This window comes from Kocuria sp. PD6 (assembly GCF_031844145.1).
Taxonomy (GTDB): Bacteria; Actinomycetota; Actinomycetes; order Actinomycetales; family Micrococcaceae; genus Kocuria; species Kocuria marina.
Window position 1 is genome coordinate 100758 of record NZ_JAUZUS010000007.1, and the last position, 21852, is coordinate 122609.

The window sequence follows — 21852 nt, forward strand, 5'->3', positions numbered from 1 at the left end:
CAGGATCGTCCAGTCAAGGCAGGTTTCCCATGTCCATCCAGCGTTCCGACTCAGCGCCCCGGCCGATGGTCTTCGAGCACACGACCCTGGGACAACGTGTCCTGTTCGGCGCGGGCAAGGCCGCCGAACACCTCGTGACCGAACTCGACCGCCTCGGCGCCGCGCGCCCCATGATCATCGCGGGGGAGCACGAAGCCGAGCTGGTCCGGCAGGTCGCCGAGCGTGCACAGCCCGCCCTGACGTGGAACGACGTCGTCCAGCACGTCCCCGTGGAACTTGCCGAGCGCGCGCGGGACGCCGCACGCGAGGCGGACGTGGACGCGCTCGTCACCGTGGGCGGCGGCTCCACCACGGGGCTGGGCAAGGCCATCGCACTGACGTCTGGGCTGCCCCTCCTGGCCGTGCCCACGACCTACGCGGGCTCCGAGGCCACGAGCATGTGGGGTATGACGGAGGACCGCACCAAGTCCACCGGCCTGGACCCCAAGGTGCTGCCCGAGGCTGTGATCTACGACGCCGAACTCTCGCGTTCCCTGCCCGTGGGCCTGTCGGTCGCGTCCGGGCTCAACGGACTCGCGCACTGCGTGGACTCGCTGTGGGCGCCCAAGGCCGATCCCATCAACCAAGCGCATGCGCTCGAGGGTGCGCGGGCACTCGCGATCGCCCTGCGGGGGATCGTCAAGGACCCCGAGGACATGCGCGCCCGTGAGCAGGCGCTCTACGGCTGCTACCTCTCCGCGCTGTCGTTCGCGTCCGCGGGCTCGGGGATCCACCACAAGATCGCGCACGTGCTCGGGGGGACGTTCAACCTGCCCCACGCCGAGACCCACGCGACCGTGCTGCCGTACGTCCTGGCGTTCAACGCCCCGGCCGTCCCGGAACTCGCCGGCCGTCTCGCCGCCGCGCTCGGGTACGAGGGCACCGTGGCCGGTGGGGAGGCCCGGGCCGCCAACGACGCACTGGCCGCACTGCGGAAGGACCTGGACGCACCCCGGGCGCTGTCCGACGTCGGCTTCACCGAGGAGGACGTTACCGAGGCCGTGGAGCGCTCGCTCCAGGCCATCCCGGAGTCCAACCCGGTCACGCCCACGACCGAGAACCTCACCGTGCTGTTGCGCGCGGCCCTGCAGGGGGAGAACCCCTCGGTGGTCACGGCCGCGACCGGTGACGCGTCCGACAGCACCGAGAGTGAGGAGCAGTGCCAGCGCGAAGCGCAACTCACCGAACAGGTCCTGGCGTCCTTCGACGAGTCCCCCGACCAGCGCCTCGCGGAGGTGCTGCGCAGCGTCGTGACCCACGCCCACGCCGTCGTGCGCGAGACCCGGCTGACCGAGGACGAGTGGAACGCCGCGATCAAGTTCCTCACGGACGCGGGGAACATCACCACGGACACCCGTCAGGAAGTCGTGCTGCTCTCGGACGTGCTGGGCATCTCCATGCAGACCATCGCCGTGAACAACCAGGCCTACGAGGACGCCACGGAAGCCACCGTGTTCGGCCCGTTCTTCACCCAGGACGCCCCGCGTATCGACCAGGGCGAAGACATCGCCGGGGGTGCCCCGGGCCAGCCGTGCTGGGTCGAGGGAACCGTCAAGGACACGGACGGCAACCCCGTGGCGGGTGCGCGCATCGAGGTGTGGGAGGCGGACGACGAGGGTCTGTACGACGTCCAGCACACCGACGGCCGGGTCTACGGCCGCGCATGGCTCGAATCCGACAACGATGGGACGTTCCGCTTCTGGGGCCTCACACCCACCCCGTACCCCATCCCGCACGACGGGCCCGTGGGCAAGATGCTGCAGAGCACCGGGCGCTCGCCGTACCGCGCCGCGCACCTGCACTTCATGGTCTCGGCCCCGGGGCGGCGCACGCTCGTGACCCACATCTTCGTGGAGGGGGATCCGCAACTCGGGGCCGGCGACTCGGTGTTCGGCGTCAAGGACTCCCTGATCAAGACGTTCGAGACGCATGACGCGAACGAGCCCACCCCGGACGGTCGCCGCCTGGACGAGAGCTGGGCCAGCACCCGATTCGACGTGGTGCTCGCCCCCGAGGACGTCTGAGCCCACCCCTTTCCCCTCCACCGCGAGCGCCGTGCCGTCACGGCGCCGCCGGATCGTCCTCCGCCCTGTTCCTGGCCTCGCTGGGGGTGGACGTCCTGGTGGTCAGCAAGTACTCGACCACGGCGGACACCCCCGAGCCCACATCACCAATCAGCGCACGGTCGAGATCATGCGTGACCTGGGCATTGAGGACCAGATCCTCGCGGAGGCAGCTCCGCACGAGCAGATCGGTGAGGCGGTCATCTGCACGACCATCGCGGGCGAGGAACTCGGCCGAGTCCGCTCGTGGGGCAACCGCCCGGACCGGCACGCGGACTATGTGGCGGCGTCGCCGTCCCTGAACTGCGACCTCCCGCAGACCCACCTGGAGCCGATCCTGGTGCGCAACGCCCAGGCGCGCGGCGCCAAGTACCGCTGGAAGACCGAGTTCGTCACGCTGCAGCAGGACGACGGCGCCGTGCACGCCCTCGTGCACGACCGGCTCACCGGGGCGTCCTACACGGTCCACGCCAAGTACCTGGTGGGTGCCGATGGCGGTCGTTCCCGCGTGGTCGAGCAGCTGGGGCTGCCCATGGAGGGCCTCATGGGCAAGTCCGGGTCCATGAACATCGTGTGCGACATGGACCTCTCGCCCTACTGCGAGAACCGCGAGTCCGTCCTGTACTGGGCGCTCCAGCCCGGCGCCGCGATCGGGTGGGATCGGTCTGGGTCTCGTGCGCATGGTGCGTCCGTGGAACAAGTGGCTCATCACGTGGGGCTACGACATCGAACAGCCGCCCCCGGAGCTGGCCAAGGAGTCCACGCGGGAGATCGTGCGCAACCTGATCGGGGACCCGAACTTGGACATCGAGGTCGAGTCCTTCTCGCTGTGGACCGTCAACGAGATGCGGGCCACGCGCAACATGGAGGGCAGGGTCTTCGCCATGGGTGACGCGACCCACCGGCACCCGCCGAGCAACGGGCTGGGGTCCAACACGTCCATCGGGGACGCCTACAACCTGGCGTGGAAGCTCGCGTACGTGTTCAAGGGCTTCGCGGGTCCCGAACTGCTGGGCTCCTACCAGGACGAGCGCGTTCCCGTGGGTGAGCAGATCGTGAAGCGCGCCAACACGTCGCTCGGTCAGCTCGGCGCCGTGCTGGATGCGCTCGGTGTGGACCCGCGCGATGACGCCGAGTCCATGAACCGGCAGATCGCCACACGCAAGGAGGCCTCGGAGGAGGGGGAGCGGCGTCGTCAGGCGCTGCGCGACGCCCTGGAGCTGAAGAACTACGAGTTCAACGCGCACGGCGTGGAGCTCGGGCAGTCCTATGAGTCCTCCGCCGTGGTCGCGGACGGCGGCATGGTGCTCGTGCGCCCCGACAACCACGTGGCCTACCGTTCGCACGGGATGGTCGAGGATCCCGCGGCCATGCTGACCGAGACGCTGCGCGCGGGGCGGCTCCGACCGGGTGGGCATCTCCACGCTGCTCACCATGCACGGTTCGCAGTACCTCATCGACTGCGGTGAGGGGTGGGGCCCGTCCTACCGCCGCTCCGGGGAGTCCCCTCCCGGGTTGGAGCACGGGATCGACACGATCAAGGCCGTGTTCATCACCCACCAGTCGGACCACACGGCGGACTACCCCCACCTGCTGTTGCTCGCGTGGCACAACGGGTCCAAGGCACACCGACAAGGGCCCCGGCTACTCCCGGGTACCGTGGAGCATGACCAAAAAACTGATGACCGCCCGCCGCAGGGCCCACCGCGCCGCGCTGTTCACCGGATTGGCACTCACGGGGATGGGGACCCTGCACCTCGTGAAACCGGAACCGTTCGACCACCTGATCCCCGAACAGCTGCCCGGCACCGCCCGGCAGTGGTCCATCGGCTCAGGATTCGCGGAACTCGGGACCGCCGCGCTGCTGCTCATCCCCGCCACACGCAAGGCCGGCGGGGTGGCCGCGGCCGCCCTGTTCGTGGGCGTGTGGCCCGGCAACTTCAAGATGGCGTGGGACTGGCGCCACGCGTCCGCCGCGAAGCAGGCGATCTCCCTCGGCCGCCTCCCGCTGCAGATCCCCATGATCATGAGCGCGGTCAAGATCGCCAAGAACGCATAGGTCCCGGGGCCGCCCCGCACCCGCGGGTGGCCGGGTGGTTCCGCGTGAGACGCGCCGTCGACATCCGCGCGGAGACGGCCCCTGCGCCCCGGCAGCGCTTCCGGACCCCTGCGCCGCCCGGCTACCGTGACTGATATGCGTATCGCACTCGGCCAGTTGCTTAGCACCCACGACTCGCAACACAACCTCGAGCGCGTCCGCGAGCTCGCGCGCCGCGCAGGGGAGGACCGCGCGGATCTCCTCGTGCTGCCCGAGGCCACGATGTTTGCGTTCGGTCGCAGCCTCAAGGACGTCGCCGAACCTCTCGATGGCCCATGGGCCACGGCGGTCTCCGAGCTCGCGCGTGAGCATTCGGTCGCGATCGTCGCCGGCATGTTCACCCCCGGCGACGGTGATCGCGTGCGCAACACCGCGGTGATCGCCCTCCCGGACGGCACCGTGCGCGGCTACGCCAAGATCCACTTGTACGACGCCTTCGGCTTCCTGGAGTCGGACACAGTGGACCCCGGCGACGAACCGGTCACCTTCTCCGCTGGCGGCCTCACGGTGGGGGTCGCCACGTGCTACGACATCCGCTTCCCGCGTCTGTTCACGCGTTTGGCGCACGACGGCGCCGTGGTCACCGTTCTCGGGGCGTCCTGGGGCGACGGGCCGGGCAAGGTCGCGCAGTGGGAACTGCTGGCACGCGCGCGAGCCCTGGACACGACGTCGTACGTGGTGGCCGTGGGACAGGCGAACCCCGAGTCGGTGGGGGAGGAGAACCCGGACAAGGCGCCGCGCGGTGTGGGGCACAGCCTGGTGGCCGCGCCGGACGGTTCCGTGGTGGCGCGGCTGGGAGACGCCCCGGACTACACGGTCGTGGACCTGGACCCGGAGCTCGTGGAGCGGACGCGCAAGGCCATCCCGGTGCTGCGCAACGCGCGCGAACTCTGAGACCCGGGAAGCTGTGCGCGGTGGGTGAACGAGCGCTGACAGGGCTCGCGGCCCGTGCCTACAGTGGGCAGTAGCACGTCATAAGCCCCTGACTTGTGGGCGTGGACCGTCATACTCGAGCAGTCCGGAGGTCAGAATCATGGCTGATGCCACTCAGAACAACCACCCCGTCCGCTTCGCCGTCGTGGGCGTGGGACAGATTTCCCAGCAGGCATTCATCCCCGGGCTCTCCCGGATCGAGGACGCGGAGCTCGCGGCCCTGGTGACCTCCAGCCCGGAGAAGGCGGAGGCGCTGGGTCAGGAATTCGGCGTGGCCACCTACTCCTACGAGGAGTACCCCGCGCTGCTGGAGTCCGGTGACATCGACGCCGTGTACGTGGCCACTCCCGTCTTCCGCCACCGCGAGTTCGCGGAACCCGCGCTGAAGGCCGGGATCCACACCCTGCTCGAGAAGCCCATGGCCACCTCCGTGGAGGACTGCCAGGCCATCACCGATGCCGCGAAGCAGGGCGGGGCCACCCTCATGGTCGCCTACCGCCTGCACCAGGAACCCGCGACCGTGGAGATGATCGAGAAGGTCCGTGACCAGCAGGTCATCGGTGACCCGCGGTTCTTCACCGCGACCTTCTCCCAGGACATCACGGAGGAGAACCACCGCGGTCACTCGGGCTTCTGGGGTGGGCCCATCCCCGACATGGGCACCTACCCGCAGAACATGGTCCGCAACCTCTTCCACGACGAACCCGTGGAGGTCTACGCCAAGGGAGTCCGCACCTCGGGCCGCGAGTTCAACTTCGACGACACCGTGGCCGTGACCCTCACCTTCCCGGGTGAACGGGTGGCGCAGTTCACCATCAGCTACGCCTCCGAGTCCGCCGAGCAGTTCACCGTGGCCGGGACCAAGGGCGAGATCAGCGCGCAGCCGTGCTTCGGTTTCGGTCCGGGCGTGGGCATCGAGTACACGCTCACCCAGGAGGGCTCCTCCGAGAGCTTCGCCCACGACCCCGTGGAACAGTTCGGTGGCCAGACCCAGTACTTCGTGGACTGCCTGCGCCGGGGCGAGGCCCCGGAACCGGACGGCGAAGAGGGCATGCTGGACGTGCGAGTGAACGAGGCCGTCCTCGAATCGCTCGAGACCGGCCGCCCCGTCACGCTCGAGCCCTATCAGCGGGAACGGACGGTGACCTCCGATCAGGTCCGTCGCGTCACCCCCGCGGACGAACCGGAGGACGACGAGCTCGTGGACCAGGTTCCCCAGAACGGCTGATCTCCCGCATCTCGGGCCCCTCGACGAACGGACAGCACTGCCATGACACACCAGTACATCCATGAGACACGGTTGTCCCAACCCCGGGAGCGGGTCTTCGCGTGGCACGAGCGCCCCGGAGCCCTGCCCCGCCTGACCCCGCCGTTCGGTGGGGGCCCCGACCAGGTGCGCCAAGCGCCGTCGGACGGGATCGAACCGGGCTCGGAAGCCAAGCTGGGGATCTCCGTGCCCGGGACGTTCGGCATGGTGCACCTGCCCTGGACAGCCGAACACGGTGAGTGGGATCCGCCGCGGTACTTCACGGATCGCATGGTCAGCGGGCCGTTGGGGGAGTGGGAGCACCGGCACGTCTTCGAGGAGACGGAGAACGGCGGGACCCTGGTCCGGGACCAGGTCACGGTGCGCCCACTGCCGGAGTGGGCGGGCAAGCTCAACGACCTGGGTGAGCGCGTGATGACGCCGCAGCTCGAGCGGATCTTCGCCTACCGGGAACGCCAACTGCGTGCCGACCTGGACTTCCACGACCAGCACGACGGGCCCCGGCTCACCATCGCGGTGGCCGGTTCCTCCGGGCTCGTGGGCACCCAGGTGTGCGCGCTACTCGAAACGGGCGGGCACAGGGTGCTCCGCCTCAAGCGCGGCGGCGCCACCGGTGAGGGTGTCATCGGCTGGGACCCGGACGAAGGGGTGCTGAACCCGCACGATCTGGAGAGGGTCGACGTCGTCGTCCACCTGGGCGGCGAAAGTATCGCTACCCGTTTCACGCCCGCGAAGAAGCACGAGATCATGCGCTCGCGCGTGGACAGCACCAACCTGCTCGTGCGAGCGCTGGGCCAGGTGTCGGCCGAGAAGCGCCCGCGCGCGCTGGTGGTCGCCTCCGCGATCGGTTACTACGGCACCGGGCGGGGGGACGAGATCCTCACGGAGGACTCCGCGTCCGGGGACGGTTTCCTCGCGGAGGTGTGCCGGGAGTGGGAACGTGCCGCGCACGGGGCCGCCGTGTACGGCATGCGCGTGGTCAACGTCCGCACCGGTCTGGTGCTCTCACCCACGGGTGGCCTGCTGAAACCGCAACTGCCCCTCATGGAGGCCGGTCTGTCCGGGCCCATGGGCGGTGGGAAGCAGTGGCAGAGCTGGATCGGCCTGGACGACATGGCCGGCGCCGTGGCCCACCTTGCGCTGAGCGACGACGCCGAGGGCCCGTTCAACGTGGCCGCCCCCGAACCCGTGCGGCAAAAGGAGTTCGCCAAGACCGTGGCCGGTGTGTTGCACCGCCCCGCGGTGGTCCCCACACCCCTGGCCGGTCCCAAGGCCGTTCTGGGGGCGCAGGCCACCGAGGAACTCGTGGCGGCGAGCCACCGGGTGGACGTCGGCAAGCTCCTGGCCAGCGGGTACCGGTTCCGCAACGAGGACCTGCGCAGCTGCGCCGAGCACATCCTGGGGCGCACCCGCTGAGGCTGAGCCCGCCGCTCAGGTGTGAACGCGGAACACCGCGGGGGCAGAGCTCCACCGGTCGGGCGGTGTCCCTCTCCTCCCCGGGAGCGGATTCGGTATCCTTTTCCCGTGACATCTCAACACAACCGGCCCGCAGCGTACTTCGGTGCGCTCCCCTCGGCCGATGACAAGGAGTCGGACAGTCCCGGGCAGCGCCGCTGCTCCCCTGACATCCGCTCGTTCGGTTCCCCGTTCCCTTCCCGCGCCGATGCGGTGTGCATTGAGGTGAGCTGGTGCTGACTGCCTGGCTGCTCCTCCTCGTCTTCCTCCTGCTGGTCCTCGCCAACGCCCTGTTCGTGGCGGTCGAGTTCTCGTTCCTCACCGTGGACCGCCAAGCGGTCCAACGCGCGGAGGCCGAAGGCGACAAGCGCGCCAAGACCATCGAGCAGAGCCTCAAGAAGACCTCCACCAACCTTTCCGGTGCCCAATTGGGCATCACCGTCACGAGCCTCCTGGCAGGCTTCCTCACCGGTCCCAGTCTGGGCACCCTGTTCAGCGAGGGTCTCGGGTGGACCGGCGTGCCCGACGCCGCTGCGGTGGGTATCGCGACCACCGCCGCATTCATCGTCGCGACCTTCACGCAGATGGTGTTCGGTGAACTCGTCCCCAAGAACTGGGCCATCGCGGACCCCCTACGGGTCACCCACGTGGTCGTGCTGCCGCAGAAGATCTTTATGGTGGTCTTCGGCTGGCTCGTGACCATGCTCAACAGCTCCGCGAACGCGGTGCTGCGCATGCTCGGTTTCACGCCCACGGAGGAAGTGGCCAACGCGCGCACCGCGGAGGAACTCGCGTCCGTGGTGAGCCGCTCCGGGCGTGAGGGCACGCTGGACGCGGGCACCGCGGAACTCGTGGCCCGGTCCATCGAGTTCGGTGACCGCACGGCCGCGGACGTGATGCGTCCCCGCCCCCGGGTCATTTTCCTGGACGCGGACGACACCGTGGAGCACATGCTGCTCACCGCGTCCGAGTCCGGTCACTCCCGGTTCCCCGTCACAGGGGAATCGGTGGACGACATCGTGGGCGTGGTGCACTACACCCACGCGCTCGCGGTTCCGTTCGAGGAACGCGCGGTGCTACGCGTCGCGGACGTGTGCGTCCCCGCGGACGTGGTCTCCGAATCCATGACCCTGGACCCGCTCATGCGTCAACTGCGCAACAAGGGTCTGCAACTGGCCGTGGTCGTGGACGAGTACGGCGGCACCGCGGGCATCGTGACCTTGGAAGATCTCATCGAGGAGATCGTGGGGGAGATCGACGACGAGCAGGACACCCGGGTGCAGCGCTTCCGCCGCGCCCGCGACGGTGGCCTGGTGGTCTCCGGACTGCTGCGCCCGGACGAACTGGGCGACGTGCTGCGCGTGGACATGCCCGAGGGCGAGGAGTCCGACACCCTGGGCGGTCTCATCGCCGAGGAACTGGACCGGCTGCCCAGCGTGGGCGACAAGCTCACCCTGGAAGCGATCGACCACATCCACCGCGACGACGACGACCTGCCCACCAAAGCGCAGATCCACCTGGCCGTGGTGCGCATGGATCAGCACCGCGTGGACCGCATCATGGTGCACCGCGAAGGCGGCAATCCGGACGAACGGGGCGGTTCGACGTCGTCCACGTCCTGGCGCCCACCCGGGCGACCGGACCCGCTGGGCGGTGAGAACCGCGACCCCAAGACCGCGGAGGAATTCCGGGTCTCGCACGGCGACCGTGTGGGCGCCGCCGGTTTCCACCGGGACGAGGACGTGTCCGTGGAGGACCCGCGTGAGGAGCAGCAGCGATGACCACGAGTACCGCCATCATCGTCCTGGTCCTGCTTCTGGCGGGCAACGCCTTCTTCGTGGCCAGCGAGTTCGCGATGGTATCGGCCCGCCGCGACCAGCTCGAACCCCGCGCCTCGGACGGATCCAAGTCCGCGAAGTACGCCCTCAAGGGCATTGAGAACGTGTCCGTGTCCCTGGCCGCCACCCAGCTGGGGATCACCGCGTGCTCCCTGCTGATCGGTGCCGTGGGTGAACCCGCGATCGCACACCTTATTGAGGTGCCCTTCGAGGCCGCGGGCGTGCCGTCCGCTCTGCTGCACCCGATCGCCCTGGCGATCGCGCTGCTGATCGTGACCTTCCTGCACATGGTCCTGGGCGAGATGGTGCCCAAGAACATCGCCATCGCGGTCCCCAGCCGCGTGGCCCAGGTGCTCGGCCCCGTGCTGCACGGCTTCGTGGTGGTCTTCCGCCCCACCATCTGGGTCATGAACGAGACGGCCAACCACCTGGTGCGCTGGCTGTTCAAGGTGGAGCCCAAGGACGAGGTCGCCTCGGCCTTTACGTCCGATGACGTCCGCGGTTTCGTGGCCGAGTCCGGCCGTGAGGGCCTGCTCGACACCGACGAGATCCGATTGCTCACGGGTGCGCTGAACTTCGAGAACAAGACGGCCGGCGACGTCGCCCTGCCCCTCGCGGGCATGCGCACCGTCCCGTCCGACATCACCGTGGCCGGGGTCGAGCAGTTGTGTGCGGAGACGGGCTTCTCGCGCTTCCCCGTGCGGGACGTGAACGAGCGGCTCATGGGCTACGTCCACACGAAGGACGTGCTGGGGTTGCCGGAGACCGCTCGGGAGCAACCGATCCCCGCGGCCATCATCCGCCGCTTCGCGCGCGTGGCCCCGGAGGACAAGCTGCGCAAGGTCACCCGCACCATGCAGGCCAACGGCGCGCACTTCGCGCTGCTGGGCCAGGTGGCCCGGGACTCGCGCACCACGGACGAGTCCGTGTACATCGTGGCGCTCGAGGACGTGCTGGAGGAGCTTGTGGGCGAGGTCCGCGACGCCACCTCCAAGGCCGATCAGGACTCCGCCGCATGAGCCCGCGGAAGCTGTACCGGATCGCCGCGACCGCCGAGGCCGTCACGTGGGCGATGCTGATCCTGGGCATGATCGCCAAGTACGGATTCGGTGCCGGTGACCTCCCCGTCCGCCTGGCCGGGGGGATCCACGGGTTCGTGTTCCTGAGCTACTGCGTCTCCACCGTGGTGGTCTGGACGGACCGGCGCTGGCCGGCCGCCACGGGCGTGCTGGGCCTCGTGCTCTCCGTGGTTCCGTTCGCCACGGTGCCGTTCGAACGGCACGTGGAGCGCAAGGGCCTGCTCGCGGACGAGTGGCGCGTTGCCCCCACGGGTCACGCGCGCACCGGGGCCGGCACCACGTCGGACGGGCGGGTTGCGGGGGACGACGACGCCCGCGCCACCTCCACCACCCCCGGCGGGGTCCCGAGCGAGCTGCCTGAGCCCGCCCGCACTCCCGCGGAGCGGCTGCTCGCGGTCATCCTGCGGTGGCCCGTTCTCTCCGCCCTGGCCCTGCTGGTGTTCGTGGTGGCGCTGTTCTCGGTGCTGCTCACCGCGGGCCCGCCCACCGAGTGGTTCTCCTGAGGGGAGCCCCACGGTGGCCCGCTCATCCCCTCGCATGATGCACACGGCAGGCCCCGCGGGACGTGGTCGCGGGACTGGCCACCGGCGTGCTCCTGACCCTTGTGGCCTCCCTGGGCCCGGCGCGGCGGCACTCGACGGTCTGCGCGGCTCCCGCTCCGCCGACGGCATTCCGATGCTGCGCGTGATCTCCGGCGCCGTGATCCTCGTGGTCGGTGCCGGGATCCTCGTGTTCGGTGCGCTGACCCACAACCCGGGGCTGGATATCGCGGGCGGACTCGCGTCTTTCCTGGGCGTGGTCATGACGTCGCGGGCATACGTCCCGGCGCTCGTGCGCGGTGCGGGCAGCGTGCTGCCCGGTGGGATCGCCTCACGGCTGGCCGCGACCAACGCGGCCCGGTACCCGGTGCGCACGAGCACGAGCGCCCCGGCCCTGCTGATCGGGGTGCTGCTCGTGGCCACTGTGCTCACGGGTCAACACGTGGCCCGGGTCAACCTGCTGGACCAGCTGGACCGGGAGCGTCCGGTGGACATCGCCGTTGCCATGACGGCCGGACCCCTCAGCGAGCAGCAAAGCACCGAGCCGCGGGCCCTCCCGGACGTCCTGGGCGTCCAGACGTCCGGGGAGCTGCCGTACGGGGTGAGCGCGACGGTCGACGCCGCGCAGCGCCTCGACGTGCAGGAAGCCACCAAGCTGGAGGAGTCCGTCGCGAAGATCCTGCACGTGGGCACGGATGAGCTGGGTGGAGCCTTGCTCGAGAAGGCCGGCTACGTGAACCTCCTGGAGATCCTGCTTGCGGTGACCGTGGTGGGCTAGCTCTTCGGGATGCTGGGGGTGATGTCCCTGGTCGTGGAGGGGATGACCGTCCGGCCCGTGGTGCCGTGGGGTGGTTTTCTGCTCATCCTGGCCGGTGCGGTGGTGGTGGCGGTCATCGCCTCCGCGCTGCCGGTGCGACGGGCCACGAAGCTCAACCCGGTGGAGGGGCTGGCGCGGGTCGACTGACCCGTTCGCTCCCCCACGGCGGTGCCCTGAACGGTCCCGCCACAAAGCCCCGGCTGAGTACCGCGAGGTGCTCGGCCGGGGCTTCGTCACGCGTCCCGCGTCAACCGATCCGCGGTGTCCAGCAGGTGCTGCAGGATCTGCTGCTTCTCCTCCGGGTCCTCCGGCAGCAGACCCATGGACGCCCGTTGGTAGAGCCCGTCCCCCATGCACTGCACGGCCGTGGCGATCATCGGGTCTCCCACGTCCTCGAGGACCACGCGGTACCACTCCCGGGTCACGCGCTCGCACGTCTCGCGGGCGCCGGGCTCGCCGGACTGCACCATGCGGAAGGCCACCATGAGGCTGCGGTCCAGGGGGCTGTCCTCGTAGAGGGACGTGGCCAGGAACTCCCGTGCGGCACCCCGGGGGGATTGCGTGAGGCGGGTCAGGTCCTCGCGGGCCATCTCCTCGCACCGGGCCAGGGCGGCGCCCACGAGCGCTTGCCGGTGGGGGAAGTGGTAGAGCAACCCGCCCTTGGACACCCCCGCCCGGGCGGCGACGGCGTCCAGGGTCGCGGCGCGTTCGCCCTCCGACAGCACGAGGTGTTCGAACGCGGTGAGTAGTTTCTCGCGGGCCATGGGTTTGCGGGGCATGGGTGTAGTGAACCTCACGGGGGGGGGGGGGGAATCATTGCCAGTCTAACCATGTTAACTGTACCGTCTAGACGGTAAAGACTTGGCGAGAGGCTCCTGTGAAGGAGCTCGGTACAACCGTGTACGGCTCGCACACCCCGAATCCGCAGCTCTTCTCCCAGGAGGTTCCACGTGTCCGTGATGGTCGATCAACACCGCAAGGCCGATGCCCGTGGCTGGGCCGCCCTGGGCGCCCTCATGTTCCCGGTGCTCCTGGTCTCCGTGAACAACACCGCCCTGAGCTTCGCCCTGCCCGCGATCTCCGCAGGGCTGCGTCCCACCGCAGCGCAGCTGCTGTGGATCGTGGACATCTACCCCCTGGTCCTGGCCGCCCTGCTGATCCCCATGGGGAGCCTGGGGGACCGGATCGGGCGGCGGAAGATGCTCATCATCGGTTCCTCGGGCTTCGGCCTGGTCTCCCTGGGCGCGGCCTTCGCCCCGAGCGCCGAATGGCTGTTGGCCGCCCGCGTGGGGATCGCCGTGTTCGGTTCCATGCTCTTGCCCACCACGCTGTCCCTGTTGCGCACCGTGTTCCAGGACGATCGCCAGCGCAGCCTTGCCATCGCGATCTGGACGGCCGGGTTCAGCGCCGGCGCCGCCCTGGGTCCCATCGCCGGGGGCTTCCTGCTCAATCACTTCTGGTGGGGCTCGGTATTCTTGCTGGCTGTCCCGGTGCTGATCGCGTTCCTGATCACGGCCCCGTTGCTGCTGCCCGAGTCCCGTGACCCCCACCCGGGACCGGTGGACCCCGCGTCCATCGTGCTCGCGATCCTGACCATGGCCCCGATCGTGTACGGCATCAAGACCATGGCCACGGGTGGCTCCGTTCTGCACGGTGTGCTGTTCATCGCGGTGGGTGCGCTGTCCGGGTTGTTGTTCGCGCGCCGCCAGGTGGTCAAGGACTACCCCATGCTGGACCTGCGCTTCTTCCGCAGCCCCCGGTTCTCGGGCGGGTTGTCCGTGAACGTGGTGTCCAACGTGGCGATGTTCGGGTTCCTGTTCTTCCTCACCCAGCACCTGCAGCTGGTCAGTGGCATGGACCCCATGACCTCCGGTCTGTTCATGGTCCCCGGGCTGCTGCTGGCGATCGTCGCCGGGCTCACCGCCGCGAAGCTGGCCTACACGATCGGATTGCGCAACGCCGTGGTGCTGGGTCTGTTGCTCGTTGTCCTGGGCTTCCTCCTGGTGTTCTTCACCGATCAACAGGCCTCGGCGCTGCCGGTCCTGGGCGGGTTCACCGTGATGAGCGCGGGTGTGGGTATCGCGACCACACTGTCCACCGACCTCGTGGTCTCGTCCGTGCCGGAACGCAAGGCCGGAGCGGCGTCGGCCGTGTCCGAAACCGGGTACGAGGTGGGCGCCGTGCTCGGCACCGCCGTGCTGGGCGGTGTGGCCACCGCGTTCTACCAGGCCCACTTGAACCTGCCCGCGACCCTGGATCCCGCGAGCGCGCAGGCCGCGCACGAGACGCTGGGTGGCGCCCTGGACGTGGCCGCTCAGTCGCCGTTGCAGGCTTCGATCGTCGACGCCGCCACGGCCGCCTTCTCCTCCGGCATGCAGTGGAGCTCGCTCGTGGGCGGTCTCATGGTGCTGGCCGTGGCCGTGGTCCTGGTGCGCGTGCTCCGCGCGGACCGTCGCATGCCCCGCACCCACTGACCGAACCGCGGTGCTGTAGCGGTCCTCCTCGCACGAGTCCTTCGAGTCAATGGACGCCCGTGACCAGGTCCGCTGTCGTGGGCGCTGCTGCGTAGCTCAGGCGAACGCGCGGGACGTCGGGCTGGTCGGCGTGGAAGTAGGTGCCGGGGGCCAGCGCGGTGCCGCCCGCGAGGGCTGCCGAGAGGAACTCGCTCTCGTCGGTGCCCCGGGGAAGGCGCAGCCACAGGTGATAACCCCCGCGGGGGTGATCGGGGAGGACGTCTGCTCCCAGGGTCTCGACGACCGTGCGGACCGCCAGCCGCCTGCGCTGCGTGAGCGCCGTCTGCAATCGTGCCAGGGACCGGCCACTGCCCGCATCGCGGTGGACAGGGCGGCCTGTCCGCCGACCCGCGACCAACACGTCCTCCCGCCCCAGCCCCGCCCCGGGGCGGGAGACCACCAGGCCGCGCTGTGCGAGTAGCGCGCGTGCCCGGGACACGGTGGAGGCGCTCGCGCCGAAGCGGGTCACGAGAGCCCGGTGGGACGGTAGCCGCGTTCTCGTGGCACGTGATGTGATGTCCCGCGTCAGTTCCCGGGCGATGTCCTCGGAACTGCTACTTCGATCATGAAAGCTTGTCATAGCGCTACTGTTCCCACAGCAGTATCAATTCGGGGCCCGGGACGGGTCGACGGCGTATGGGGCAGTGGCCCCCTCCTCGCGTCCCTGGGCGTCGTCGCCTTCTCCCTGAGCTTCCCGGGCACGGTCTTCGCCCTGGGCCGGTTCGAACCCTGGACGGCCACCGGACTAGGAGGCACCATCGCAGCGGCACTGGCCGGGACCGCCCTCCTGTGGGCCCGCCCGCCCATGCCCGCCCGTCACGAATGGGTGGGGATCACCGTGGTGGCACTCGGCTGCGCCCTGCGCTTCCCCTTGCTGACCACTTTGGCGCTGCAGACCACGTCCGCTTCGCACTCCGCGGTGGTCATCGGTGCCCTACCCATGGCTACCGCCGTCATCTCCACGCTGCGCACCGGGAATCGGCCCTCGTGGGCGTTCTGGTGTGCGGCCGCCACGTGAGGGGCGGGGGTCGTGGGATTCGCCCTGTTGCAGAGCAATGGGGCACCCGGCATCGGGGATCTCTATCTCGTGGCCGCCCTCGTGGTGTGTGCCGCGGGCTACGCGGAGGGCGGGAGATTGTCCTCCCGCATCCCCGGCTGGCAGCTGATCGCATGGGGTGTGCTTCTGGTCGCTCCCGCGAACCTGGTCGTGACGATCGTTGCTGTGCCCATGGAACCCGTCCACCTCTCCGCGCGCGGTGTCGCGGGGGTGCTGTACATCGCGGCGGCCTCCCAGTTCCTGGGATTCGTGGTTTGGTATCGCGGCATGGCGCTGATGGGCATCGCCAGGGCGAGTCAACTGCAGCTGATGCAACCGCTCCTGACCCTTGTCTGGACCGTCCTGTTGCTCGGCGAACCCCTCCCGGATCCGGCGGGGCGCCCGTAGAGTGACAGGGAGCGGCGTCGTCGGATCGGAAGTAACCGGACCGGGCGGGCGACGTGGATCGTCGGCACGAGGAAGTGAGGCGCGGGCATGAGCGCACTGGAACTGATCACTGACGCCGCGCAGCGGCCCCTGGAGGCGGCGCGGGCCGCCGTGGAGGGGGCTTCCGCGGACACCCTCAACGAGATGCCCCGCGGTGAACTGAACTCCATGTCCTGGCTCGTGTGGCATGCGGCGCGGCAGCAGGACGCCCAGGTCGCGGAGCTGCGCGGAGCGGAGCAGGTGTGGCGTTCCGGCGGGTGGTGCGAGAGGTTCGGGCTGGACCGCCCGTGTGAGGACTTCGGATTCGGGGACGATCCGCAGGCCGTGGCGAGCGTGCGCGTGGACGATCCCGAGTTGCTGCTGGGCTACCTCGAAGCCGTCACGAATACCACGGCCGAGTACGTCCGTTCACTCTCGGAGGCCGAGCTGGACGAGGTCATCGACGATTCCTGGGATCCGCCCGTCACACGGGGTGTGCGGATCGTGTCCGCGATCGACGACGCCGCCCAGCACGTGGGGCAGGCCGCCTACGTCCGCGGGCTGGTCGAGCACGGCTGGTCCGGGAAGTACTGAACACGCGGGGATCTTAGTCTTCATGCAACTACATGGACACCACCGGTTCACCTACACTGGCTGTACTGACTATCGGGCCGCGGGCTAACGGTGCCGAAGTCCATCCCGGGAGACACGATCGCCTCATGACTCGTTCACGCTCACGCGCCGCGGCGGCCAGGAAGCCGTCCATGGCGCTAACTGCCTTCACGTCCTTCTCCATGCTCGTGGCCGTGAGCGTTGCGCTCAGCAATGGCACCGAAACCGCCCCCTGGCAGCCCGCCATGGCTCACGACGCGCAAGGCCCCCAGCGCTCGGGCGTTCCCGCTCCCGACGACGACGCCGCGCGGCCGGCTCAGGCCTCCCTGTTCGCCGTGGTGCCGGACCAGGCGGCGATCGCCGCGTCCCACGACGTTCCGGTGACCGCCCCGGGCACGTTCGTCCGCAATGCGGTGGAGATCGCTCCCGGGGGTTCCGGTCCCCGCGCCTCCGGAACCGGAGGCGCGGGCGCTGCCGGATCCGGAAGCGGTTCGGGCTCGAGCGGCTCCGGGAGCGGCGCGGGGGACACGTCCCCCGTGGCACCGAGCACGCGCGCTCCGGCGACCTTCGAGGGTGAGCTGCCCGTCAACACCATCATCGCCCCGGCCCAACCGGTGGTCGTGCTGGACGGTGGCCGCTTCGGATGGCGGATCGCCCCGGACACCAAGCAGAAGGACTTCCACAACGGCACGGACATCTCCGTACCGGAGGGCACACCCGTGGTAGCCGCCCTGGACGGCACCGTCACAGCGGTTTTCTGGGACGTGTGGGGTGGCAACCGGGTGGAGGTCACGCACGCGGACGGCATCAAGACCACGTACAACCACCTCAAGGACGTCATGGTGCGCGCGGGGGACACCCTGCGCGCCTCCGAACGACTGGGCACCGTGGGGCAGACGGGTCTGCGTGTCACCGGCCCCCACCTGCACTTCGAGATCTGGGTTCACGGCAAGGTCGCGGATCCGGAGTCCTTCGACTGGGAGACCGGCAAGGGTGTCATCCCCGCGTCGCGCGCGCCGTATTCCGCGGAGGACCAGGCCGCGATGCAGCCTCCCGTGGATCCGCACGCGGAACCCGGTACCGATTCCGGTCCCGCACCGGCCGACGTTCCCGACGCAGATCACGAACGCGTGATGGCACTCGGCCGGAAGACCCCGCAGCCGGCAGCGGCGTCGTCGAACTCCGGAAAACCGGCCGCCGCGAAGCAGGCGTCCGGCGAGAAGGCCGGGAACGACGCCAAGAAGTCCGCGCCCCAGGCTGCGCCGGCCACGAAGGCCCCTGCCAAGAGGGGGCCCGCTCACGAGCCAGGGTCGACGACGACGCCGCGCCCGAACACGACCCCGTCCGGAGCATCCACGCCGGGCAGGTCCGAGCAGACCCCGGGCCGGGCGACACCGGGAGGACACGACTCCGGCGCCAAGAAGTCGGGGGACAAGACTTCCACGCCGATCCCGTCGAAGTCCGGTGGTTCCGCGGGTAAGTCGAGCGATCCGGGCAAGCAGAAGCTCGACCCGAGCGGCTCCCCGACTCGGAGTGCTACGCCGATCCCGTCGAAGTCCGGTGGTTTCGCGGGTAAGCCGAGCGATCCGGGCACGCAGAAGCTCGACCCGAGCGGCTCCCCGACTCGGAGTGCTACGCCGATCCCGTCGAAGTCCGGTGGCCCCACGGGCACCCCGAGTGATCCGGGGAATACCCTGCCCACCCCGAATCCGTCGACGTCCGGGCGCCCCAAGTCACCGGGGCACACCGAGCCGGGCAGGGATCCCAACCCTCAGCCAAACGTGCCCGGTGTGGATCCCTACACCGCGCGCGTGGATCAGCTGACCACGCTGGAGCAGGTGCAGCAGCGCACGCAGCACCTGCTGGCCACGCAGTTGGTGCTGACCCCGGCTCAGCAGTTCGGACCCGCCACGCCACTGAACACCGAGTTGACCTTGCTGTCCCAGCGGCTCACGGGTTCCAAGCTGGCCGCCGCGGATCCGTCGTTCACCGCGCAGCTGAATAAGACCCAGCACGCGGTGGCGGCGGCCTCGGCGAAACCGGCGGACAAGAAACTCACCGCGGCGGCCACGGACGAGCTGACCACGCTGCAGAAGCTGGTGGCCGATGCCCCGCCGTACCAGCCCCCGGCTCCCTCTGCCAAGGACGGGTGAGGATCGGGGTTCCCCCTCCTGCCCGTAACGGCGGTGCGTACCCGTGGACCGGTGATCCCGCCCACAGCGGTGGGCGACACCCTGGTGTTCCGGACATAGAGGTGCTTACCCGAAGGGCCACCCCGCTCGCACGCGGGGTGGCCCTTCGGTTCGCTCGGGTGGATCAGTGGGCGGCACGCACCCGCATGCCCGTAGCGGGGCGGGTCAGCATGTGGGTCCACGAGAACGTGAGGTCGTCCGGGTCGGTGCCCAGTTCCACGTTCGGGCGGGCCAGTGCCACCACGGCCGCGGACAGGGATGTCACCGCGATCTTCTCACCGGGGCAGCGGTGGCCCGTACGGACCTCGGCACCGCCCTGGGGGATGAACGTGCGGATGGCCTCCGCGTCGTCGACCCCCATGAAGCGTTCGGGGTCGAAGGTGCCGGCGCGCTCCCACGAGGCGGGATCGTTGTTGGTGCCCAGGATGTCGATCAGCACGCGCTGACCCTTGTGGATGGGGCAGCCCTTGATCTCAGTGTCCGCGGTGGCCTCGGCGGGGAGCATCGGGACGAACGGGTAGACGCGGCGGACCTCCTGGGCGAAGGCCACGGCCTCCGGGATGTCGAGCAGAGAACCACCCCGTGCCTGGGACGCCTCGTGGATACGGGCGGCCCATTCCGGGTGCTCCACGAGTGCTGCCCCGGCGAAGGCCGCGAAGCGAGCCACCGCCACGTTGGGGCGGGTGAGGTTCTGCAACTCCACCGCGGCGGTCTTCTCGTCCACGGGGCCACCGTTCTCGTCCACGAGACGCGCCATGTGGGCGAGCACCGAATCCGGGTCGGCGGCCACGGTGCCCGAACGCACCCCGTGGATCAGCTGCGTGAACGTGCGATCCAGGCGGAAGCGCTCGAACCATGAGATCGGGTGCGTGGCGGGGCGCCCAAAGGTGTCCAGCAGACGGCTCATGCGGCGGGCCTGCCGGTCCATCTCCTGGCGGCTCCACGGGATCCCGGCCCACCGGAAGGACGCACGGCCGAAGGCCAAGGCCGTGCCGTCGTAGACGTTGCCGGGGGAGGTCCATTCACGGATGAGCATCTCGAGTTCCTCGGCCACGAACGGCTTGTACTGGGCCACCCGCTCGTCCTCGTAGGCCATGTCCGCCATCTGGTTCTTACGTGCGGCGTGGGCGTCCCCGTCCAGGGCGTGGACGGCACCCGATCCGAAGAGCGGGCCGCGGATGAACAGGGGCATGGCACCGTGGCGCTTCATGCGGGAGGTGTCGTAGAAGAGGTCCACCCCTTCTTCCCCGCGCACCAGGACCGAGCGCTTGCCCAGCAGGTTCATGCTCACCGGGGCGCCGGACTCCGGGGAGACGCCCGTGCGACGTCGTACGCGCGAGGCGAAGAGGTAGCCCGAGCGCAGGAAGGAGAGGACTTGGTCGGGGCGGGTGCGTCCCGCGGTGGAAGTCATGCTCCGATCGTACGGGTACTGACCTTTCGCCGACTGGGAGGTTTCAACGCCGGGCACGCACCCGCAGGGCGCCCGCGAAGAGGAACGCGAACAGGCCCATGAGCGGGAAGACGAACAGCGCGGTCCGCAACCCGGCGGCATCGGCGAAGAGGCCGATCAGCGGGGGCGAGAGCACGAACACGATGCGCATGCACCAGCTCACCAGGGTGAGGCCCGTGCCGGGTCTCAGGCCGGGGGCGCGGTCCGCGGCGGCATAGGCGTTGGGGACCATGGTCGCGCAGCCAAAGCCCGCGAGGGCGAACCCAGCCAGGGCCACCCACGGTGTCGGCGCGAGCGCCACGGCGCCCAGGCCCACGAAGATCAGTACGCCCCCGATGCGCGTGACCAGCACGGCGCCCAACGCGTCGATCAGCCTGTCCCCCAAAAGGCGACCCACGAACTGCGCGCCCACCAGGCTGACGTAGCCGAGCCCCACCATGCCCACGGGTGCGCCCAGGGCGTCCCGCAGGTAGACGGCGGACCAGTTGGAGCCCACGTCTTCCACGAGCACCCCGGACATGGCGACGACGGCGATCGGCAGCAGCGCGAGCGCGGCCACTCCCGCGCTACGCGGGAGCTTGGGCATCCCGGCGGTGTCCAGGGGGGCGTTCTCGGCCTGGGTGGCGGCGTGTTCCGCGTGGTCGTCGGGGACGGCCCAGCGCATGGCGAAGGCCGCCACGGCCGCGAAGATGACACCGCTGATCAGGAAGTGCCAGGGCAGGGGTAGGTTCATGGCTGCGGCGGCTGTGCCCATGAGGCCGCCGATCACGGCACCCACGCTCCACAGGGCGTGCATGGAGTTGATGATGGAGGTTCCGGCGAGGCGTTGTACTCGCAGTCCTTGCGCGTTCTGCGCTGTGTCCACGAGGGCGTCCAGCATGCCCGCGACGAACAATCCGATCCAGAACACGGCCACGAGGGGAACGGATCCGGCCACGAACACTGCGGTGGCGAGCAGGATCGAACCCACCACGGCGACGCGCGCCGTTCCGAACCTCCGCAGGATGGGGGCTGGCAGGGGGCCCGCCACCACACCTCCGATGGGGAACGCGATTAGCGCGAACCCGTACAGGGCGTTGGACAGGTCGTACATGTCCTTGATCTCGGGCAAGCGGGGCAACAGGTTGGAGAAGATCGCGCCGTTGGTGAGGAACAGCAGGGACACCGCGATGCGCGCTCGGGTGATCCGCAGGCGGTCCATGGCCGGTGGTGGGGAAGCTGGCGTCACCCCGTCAGGCTACGGGCCGGGGAGGGTGGAGCACACTTGGGGATGGTCTGCCCGTCGGCCCCCGAAAGGGTCAGCTTGCCACTGTCGTTAGCTCCTGGCGAAAGCCAGCATCCAGTCCCTCACTGATTCCCCCGTAAGCCCCGCTCACAAACTGCCCGGTGAAGGTGCCCTCAACGCCAAACCGCCGATCATCTCGAAACCCACGGGTTGTGAGATCCCATCGGTACCTTGTGGTTTTGCACGACCGTTACGAGCCGGGGCAAGCCC

21 protein-coding genes and 1 pseudogene are annotated in these 21852 nt (G+C 69.6%); 18 read left to right on the forward strand and 4 right to left on the reverse strand.

Annotated elements, in window-relative coordinates:
- Nucleotides 1–29: 29 nt before the first annotated feature.
- The 13 genes and pseudogenes from Q9R22_RS08400 (at nucleotide 30) to Q9R22_RS08460 (ending at nucleotide 12275) form a co-directional block, all read left to right on the forward strand.
- On the forward strand, nucleotides 30–2063 hold the full coding sequence (locus Q9R22_RS08400; RefSeq protein ID WP_311254163.1) for a maleylacetate reductase and hydroxyquinol 1,2-dioxygenase domain-containing protein: 2034 nt from the start codon (nucleotides 30–32) through the stop codon (nucleotides 2061–2063).
- Between the two features lie 169 nt (nucleotides 2064–2232).
- A pseudogene (locus Q9R22_RS08405) lies at nucleotides 2233–2676 on the forward strand (FAD-dependent monooxygenase); the annotation flags it as partial.
- A gap of 106 nt (nucleotides 2677–2782) precedes the next feature.
- Nucleotides 2783–3571 (forward strand): FAD-dependent monooxygenase, encoded by a 789-nt coding sequence (locus Q9R22_RS08410; RefSeq protein WP_242670517.1) that lies wholly within the window; start codon nucleotides 2783–2785, stop codon nucleotides 3569–3571.
- Between the two features lie 197 nt (nucleotides 3572–3768).
- Nucleotides 3769–4161 (forward strand): hypothetical protein, encoded by a 393-nt coding sequence (locus Q9R22_RS08415; protein ID WP_085106837.1) that lies wholly within the window; start codon nucleotides 3769–3771, stop codon nucleotides 4159–4161.
- Between the two features lie 135 nt (nucleotides 4162–4296).
- Nucleotides 4297–5094, forward strand: coding sequence for a carbon-nitrogen hydrolase family protein (locus Q9R22_RS08420; RefSeq protein ID WP_131333738.1), 798 nt, complete (start codon nucleotides 4297–4299; stop codon nucleotides 5092–5094).
- A gap of 139 nt (nucleotides 5095–5233) precedes the next feature.
- Nucleotides 5234–6361 carry a Gfo/Idh/MocA family protein gene (locus Q9R22_RS08425; protein WP_131333737.1) on the forward strand — a complete coding sequence of 376 codons (1128 nt, stop codon included), beginning with the start codon at nucleotides 5234–5236 and terminating at the stop codon, nucleotides 6359–6361.
- Nucleotides 6362–6403: 42 nt separating this feature from the next.
- Nucleotides 6404–7816 carry a TIGR01777 family oxidoreductase gene (locus Q9R22_RS08430; protein WP_131333736.1) on the forward strand — a complete coding sequence of 471 codons (1413 nt, stop codon included), beginning with the start codon at nucleotides 6404–6406 and terminating at the stop codon, nucleotides 7814–7816.
- Between the two features lie 108 nt (nucleotides 7817–7924).
- Nucleotides 7925–8095, forward strand: a complete 171-nt coding sequence (locus Q9R22_RS08435) for a hypothetical protein (protein ID WP_156523453.1) — start codon at nucleotides 7925–7927, stop codon at nucleotides 8093–8095.
- Nucleotides 8089–9636, forward strand: a complete 1548-nt coding sequence (locus tag Q9R22_RS08440; protein ID WP_131333735.1) for a hemolysin family protein — start codon at nucleotides 8089–8091, stop codon at nucleotides 9634–9636. Before Q9R22_RS08435 ends, Q9R22_RS08440 begins: the two co-directional genes overlap by 7 nt.
- On the forward strand, nucleotides 9633–10712 hold the full coding sequence (locus Q9R22_RS08445) for a hemolysin family protein (protein ID WP_131333734.1): 1080 nt from the start codon (nucleotides 9633–9635) through the stop codon (nucleotides 10710–10712). The genes Q9R22_RS08440 and Q9R22_RS08445 overlap by 4 nt, the downstream gene beginning before the upstream one ends.
- Nucleotides 10709–11275 carry a DUF3817 domain-containing protein gene (locus Q9R22_RS08450; protein WP_131333733.1) on the forward strand — a complete coding sequence of 189 codons (567 nt, stop codon included), beginning with the start codon at nucleotides 10709–10711 and terminating at the stop codon, nucleotides 11273–11275. Before Q9R22_RS08445 ends, Q9R22_RS08450 begins: the two co-directional genes overlap by 4 nt.
- Before the next feature lie 172 nt (nucleotides 11276–11447).
- Nucleotides 11448–12089 carry a hypothetical protein gene (locus Q9R22_RS08455; protein WP_207387859.1) on the forward strand — a complete coding sequence of 214 codons (642 nt, stop codon included), beginning with the start codon at nucleotides 11448–11450 and terminating at the stop codon, nucleotides 12087–12089.
- 21 nt (nucleotides 12090–12110) lie between these two features.
- Nucleotides 12111–12275, forward strand: coding sequence for an FtsX-like permease family protein (locus Q9R22_RS08460; RefSeq protein WP_311254164.1), 165 nt, complete (start codon nucleotides 12111–12113; stop codon nucleotides 12273–12275).
- An 86-nt stretch (nucleotides 12276–12361) separates the two neighbouring features.
- Here the strand turns inward: Q9R22_RS08460 and Q9R22_RS08465 are convergent, their stop codons facing one another.
- Nucleotides 12362–12907 (reverse strand): TetR/AcrR family transcriptional regulator, encoded by a 546-nt coding sequence (locus Q9R22_RS08465; RefSeq protein ID WP_131333732.1) that lies wholly within the window; start codon nucleotides 12905–12907, stop codon nucleotides 12362–12364.
- A 180-nt stretch (nucleotides 12908–13087) separates the two neighbouring features.
- On the opposite strand from Q9R22_RS08465, the gene Q9R22_RS08470 reads away from it, so the two are divergent.
- The gene (locus Q9R22_RS08470; RefSeq protein WP_165489862.1) at nucleotides 13088–14602 is read left to right on the forward strand and encodes an MFS transporter; all 1515 of its coding nucleotides are present in this window, start codon (nucleotides 13088–13090) and stop codon (nucleotides 14600–14602) included.
- Between the two features lie 46 nt (nucleotides 14603–14648).
- On the opposite strand, the gene Q9R22_RS08475 is transcribed toward Q9R22_RS08470, so the two are convergent.
- Nucleotides 14649–15221 (reverse strand): GntR family transcriptional regulator, encoded by a 573-nt coding sequence (locus Q9R22_RS08475; RefSeq protein ID WP_131333730.1) that lies wholly within the window; start codon nucleotides 15219–15221, stop codon nucleotides 14649–14651.
- Between Q9R22_RS08475 and Q9R22_RS08480 the strand changes: the two genes are divergently transcribed.
- From Q9R22_RS08480 to Q9R22_RS08495, 4 genes are all read left to right on the forward strand, one after another.
- Nucleotides 15207–15659 (forward strand): EamA family transporter, encoded by a 453-nt coding sequence (locus Q9R22_RS08480; protein ID WP_207387857.1) that lies wholly within the window; start codon nucleotides 15207–15209, stop codon nucleotides 15657–15659. The two genes, Q9R22_RS08475 and Q9R22_RS08480, sit on opposite strands and share 15 nt — an antisense overlap.
- Before the next feature lie 12 nt (nucleotides 15660–15671).
- Entirely contained in the window at nucleotides 15672–16085 is a 414-nt protein-coding gene (locus tag Q9R22_RS08485; RefSeq protein WP_207387856.1) for a DMT family transporter, read from the forward strand.
- A gap of 87 nt (nucleotides 16086–16172) precedes the next feature.
- A complete protein-coding gene (locus Q9R22_RS08490; RefSeq protein ID WP_131333729.1) occupies nucleotides 16173–16697 on the forward strand; it encodes a mycothiol transferase in 525 nt (174 codons plus the stop codon).
- 125 nt (nucleotides 16698–16822) lie between these two features.
- A complete protein-coding gene (locus Q9R22_RS08495) occupies nucleotides 16823–18868 on the forward strand; it encodes a M23 family metallopeptidase (RefSeq protein ID WP_131333728.1) in 2046 nt (681 codons plus the stop codon).
- Nucleotides 18869–19031: 163 nt separating this feature from the next.
- Here Q9R22_RS08495 and Q9R22_RS08500 read toward each other — a convergent pair whose 3' ends face one another.
- Together Q9R22_RS08500 and Q9R22_RS08505 are read right to left on the reverse strand one after the other, a co-directional pair.
- Entirely contained in the window at nucleotides 19032–20318 is a 1287-nt protein-coding gene (locus Q9R22_RS08500; RefSeq protein WP_131333727.1) for a cytochrome P450, read from the reverse strand.
- A 43-nt stretch (nucleotides 20319–20361) separates the two neighbouring features.
- Complete coding sequence (locus Q9R22_RS08505; RefSeq protein ID WP_311254165.1) at nucleotides 20362–21585, reverse strand: MFS transporter; 1224 nt, start codon at nucleotides 21583–21585, stop codon at nucleotides 20362–20364.
- Nucleotides 21586–21852: the final 267 nt, after the last annotated feature.

Coding starts and splice junctions, on each gene's coding strand:
- Q9R22_RS08460 (WP_311254164.1), top strand. CDS start 12,111: ATGTCCCTGGTCGTGGAGGGGATGACCGTCCGGCCCGTGGTGCCGTGG.
- Q9R22_RS08420 (WP_131333738.1), top strand. CDS start 4,297: ATGCGTATCGCACTCGGCCAGTTGCTTAGCACCCACGACTCGCAACAC.
- Q9R22_RS08425 (WP_131333737.1), top strand. CDS start 5,234: ATGGCTGATGCCACTCAGAACAACCACCCCGTCCGCTTCGCCGTCGTG.
- Q9R22_RS08450 (WP_131333733.1), top strand. CDS start 10,709: ATGAGCCCGCGGAAGCTGTACCGGATCGCCGCGACCGCCGAGGCCGTC.
- Q9R22_RS08415 (WP_085106837.1), top strand. CDS start 3,769: ATGACCAAAAAACTGATGACCGCCCGCCGCAGGGCCCACCGCGCCGCG.
- Q9R22_RS08495 (WP_131333728.1), top strand. CDS start 16,823: ATGACTCGTTCACGCTCACGCGCCGCGGCGGCCAGGAAGCCGTCCATG.
- Q9R22_RS08400 (WP_311254163.1), top strand. CDS start 30: ATGTCCATCCAGCGTTCCGACTCAGCGCCCCGGCCGATGGTCTTCGAG.
- Q9R22_RS08410 (WP_242670517.1), top strand. CDS start 2,783: ATGGTGCGTCCGTGGAACAAGTGGCTCATCACGTGGGGCTACGACATC.
- Q9R22_RS08455 (WP_207387859.1), top strand. CDS start 11,448: ATGCTGCGCGTGATCTCCGGCGCCGTGATCCTCGTGGTCGGTGCCGGG.
- Q9R22_RS08465 (WP_131333732.1), bottom strand. CDS start 12,907: ATGCCCCGCAAACCCATGGCCCGCGAGAAACTACTCACCGCGTTCGAA.
- Q9R22_RS08490 (WP_131333729.1), top strand. CDS start 16,173: ATGAGCGCACTGGAACTGATCACTGACGCCGCGCAGCGGCCCCTGGAG.
- Q9R22_RS08430 (WP_131333736.1), top strand. CDS start 6,404: ATGACACACCAGTACATCCATGAGACACGGTTGTCCCAACCCCGGGAG.
- Q9R22_RS08475 (WP_131333730.1), bottom strand. CDS start 15,221: ATGACAAGCTTTCATGATCGAAGTAGCAGTTCCGAGGACATCGCCCGG.
- Q9R22_RS08445 (WP_131333734.1), top strand. CDS start 9,633: ATGACCACGAGTACCGCCATCATCGTCCTGGTCCTGCTTCTGGCGGGC.
- Q9R22_RS08480 (WP_207387857.1), top strand. CDS start 15,207: ATGAAAGCTTGTCATAGCGCTACTGTTCCCACAGCAGTATCAATTCGG.
- Q9R22_RS08470 (WP_165489862.1), top strand. CDS start 13,088: ATGGTCGATCAACACCGCAAGGCCGATGCCCGTGGCTGGGCCGCCCTG.
- Q9R22_RS08500 (WP_131333727.1), bottom strand. CDS start 20,318: ATGACTTCCACCGCGGGACGCACCCGCCCCGACCAAGTCCTCTCCTTC.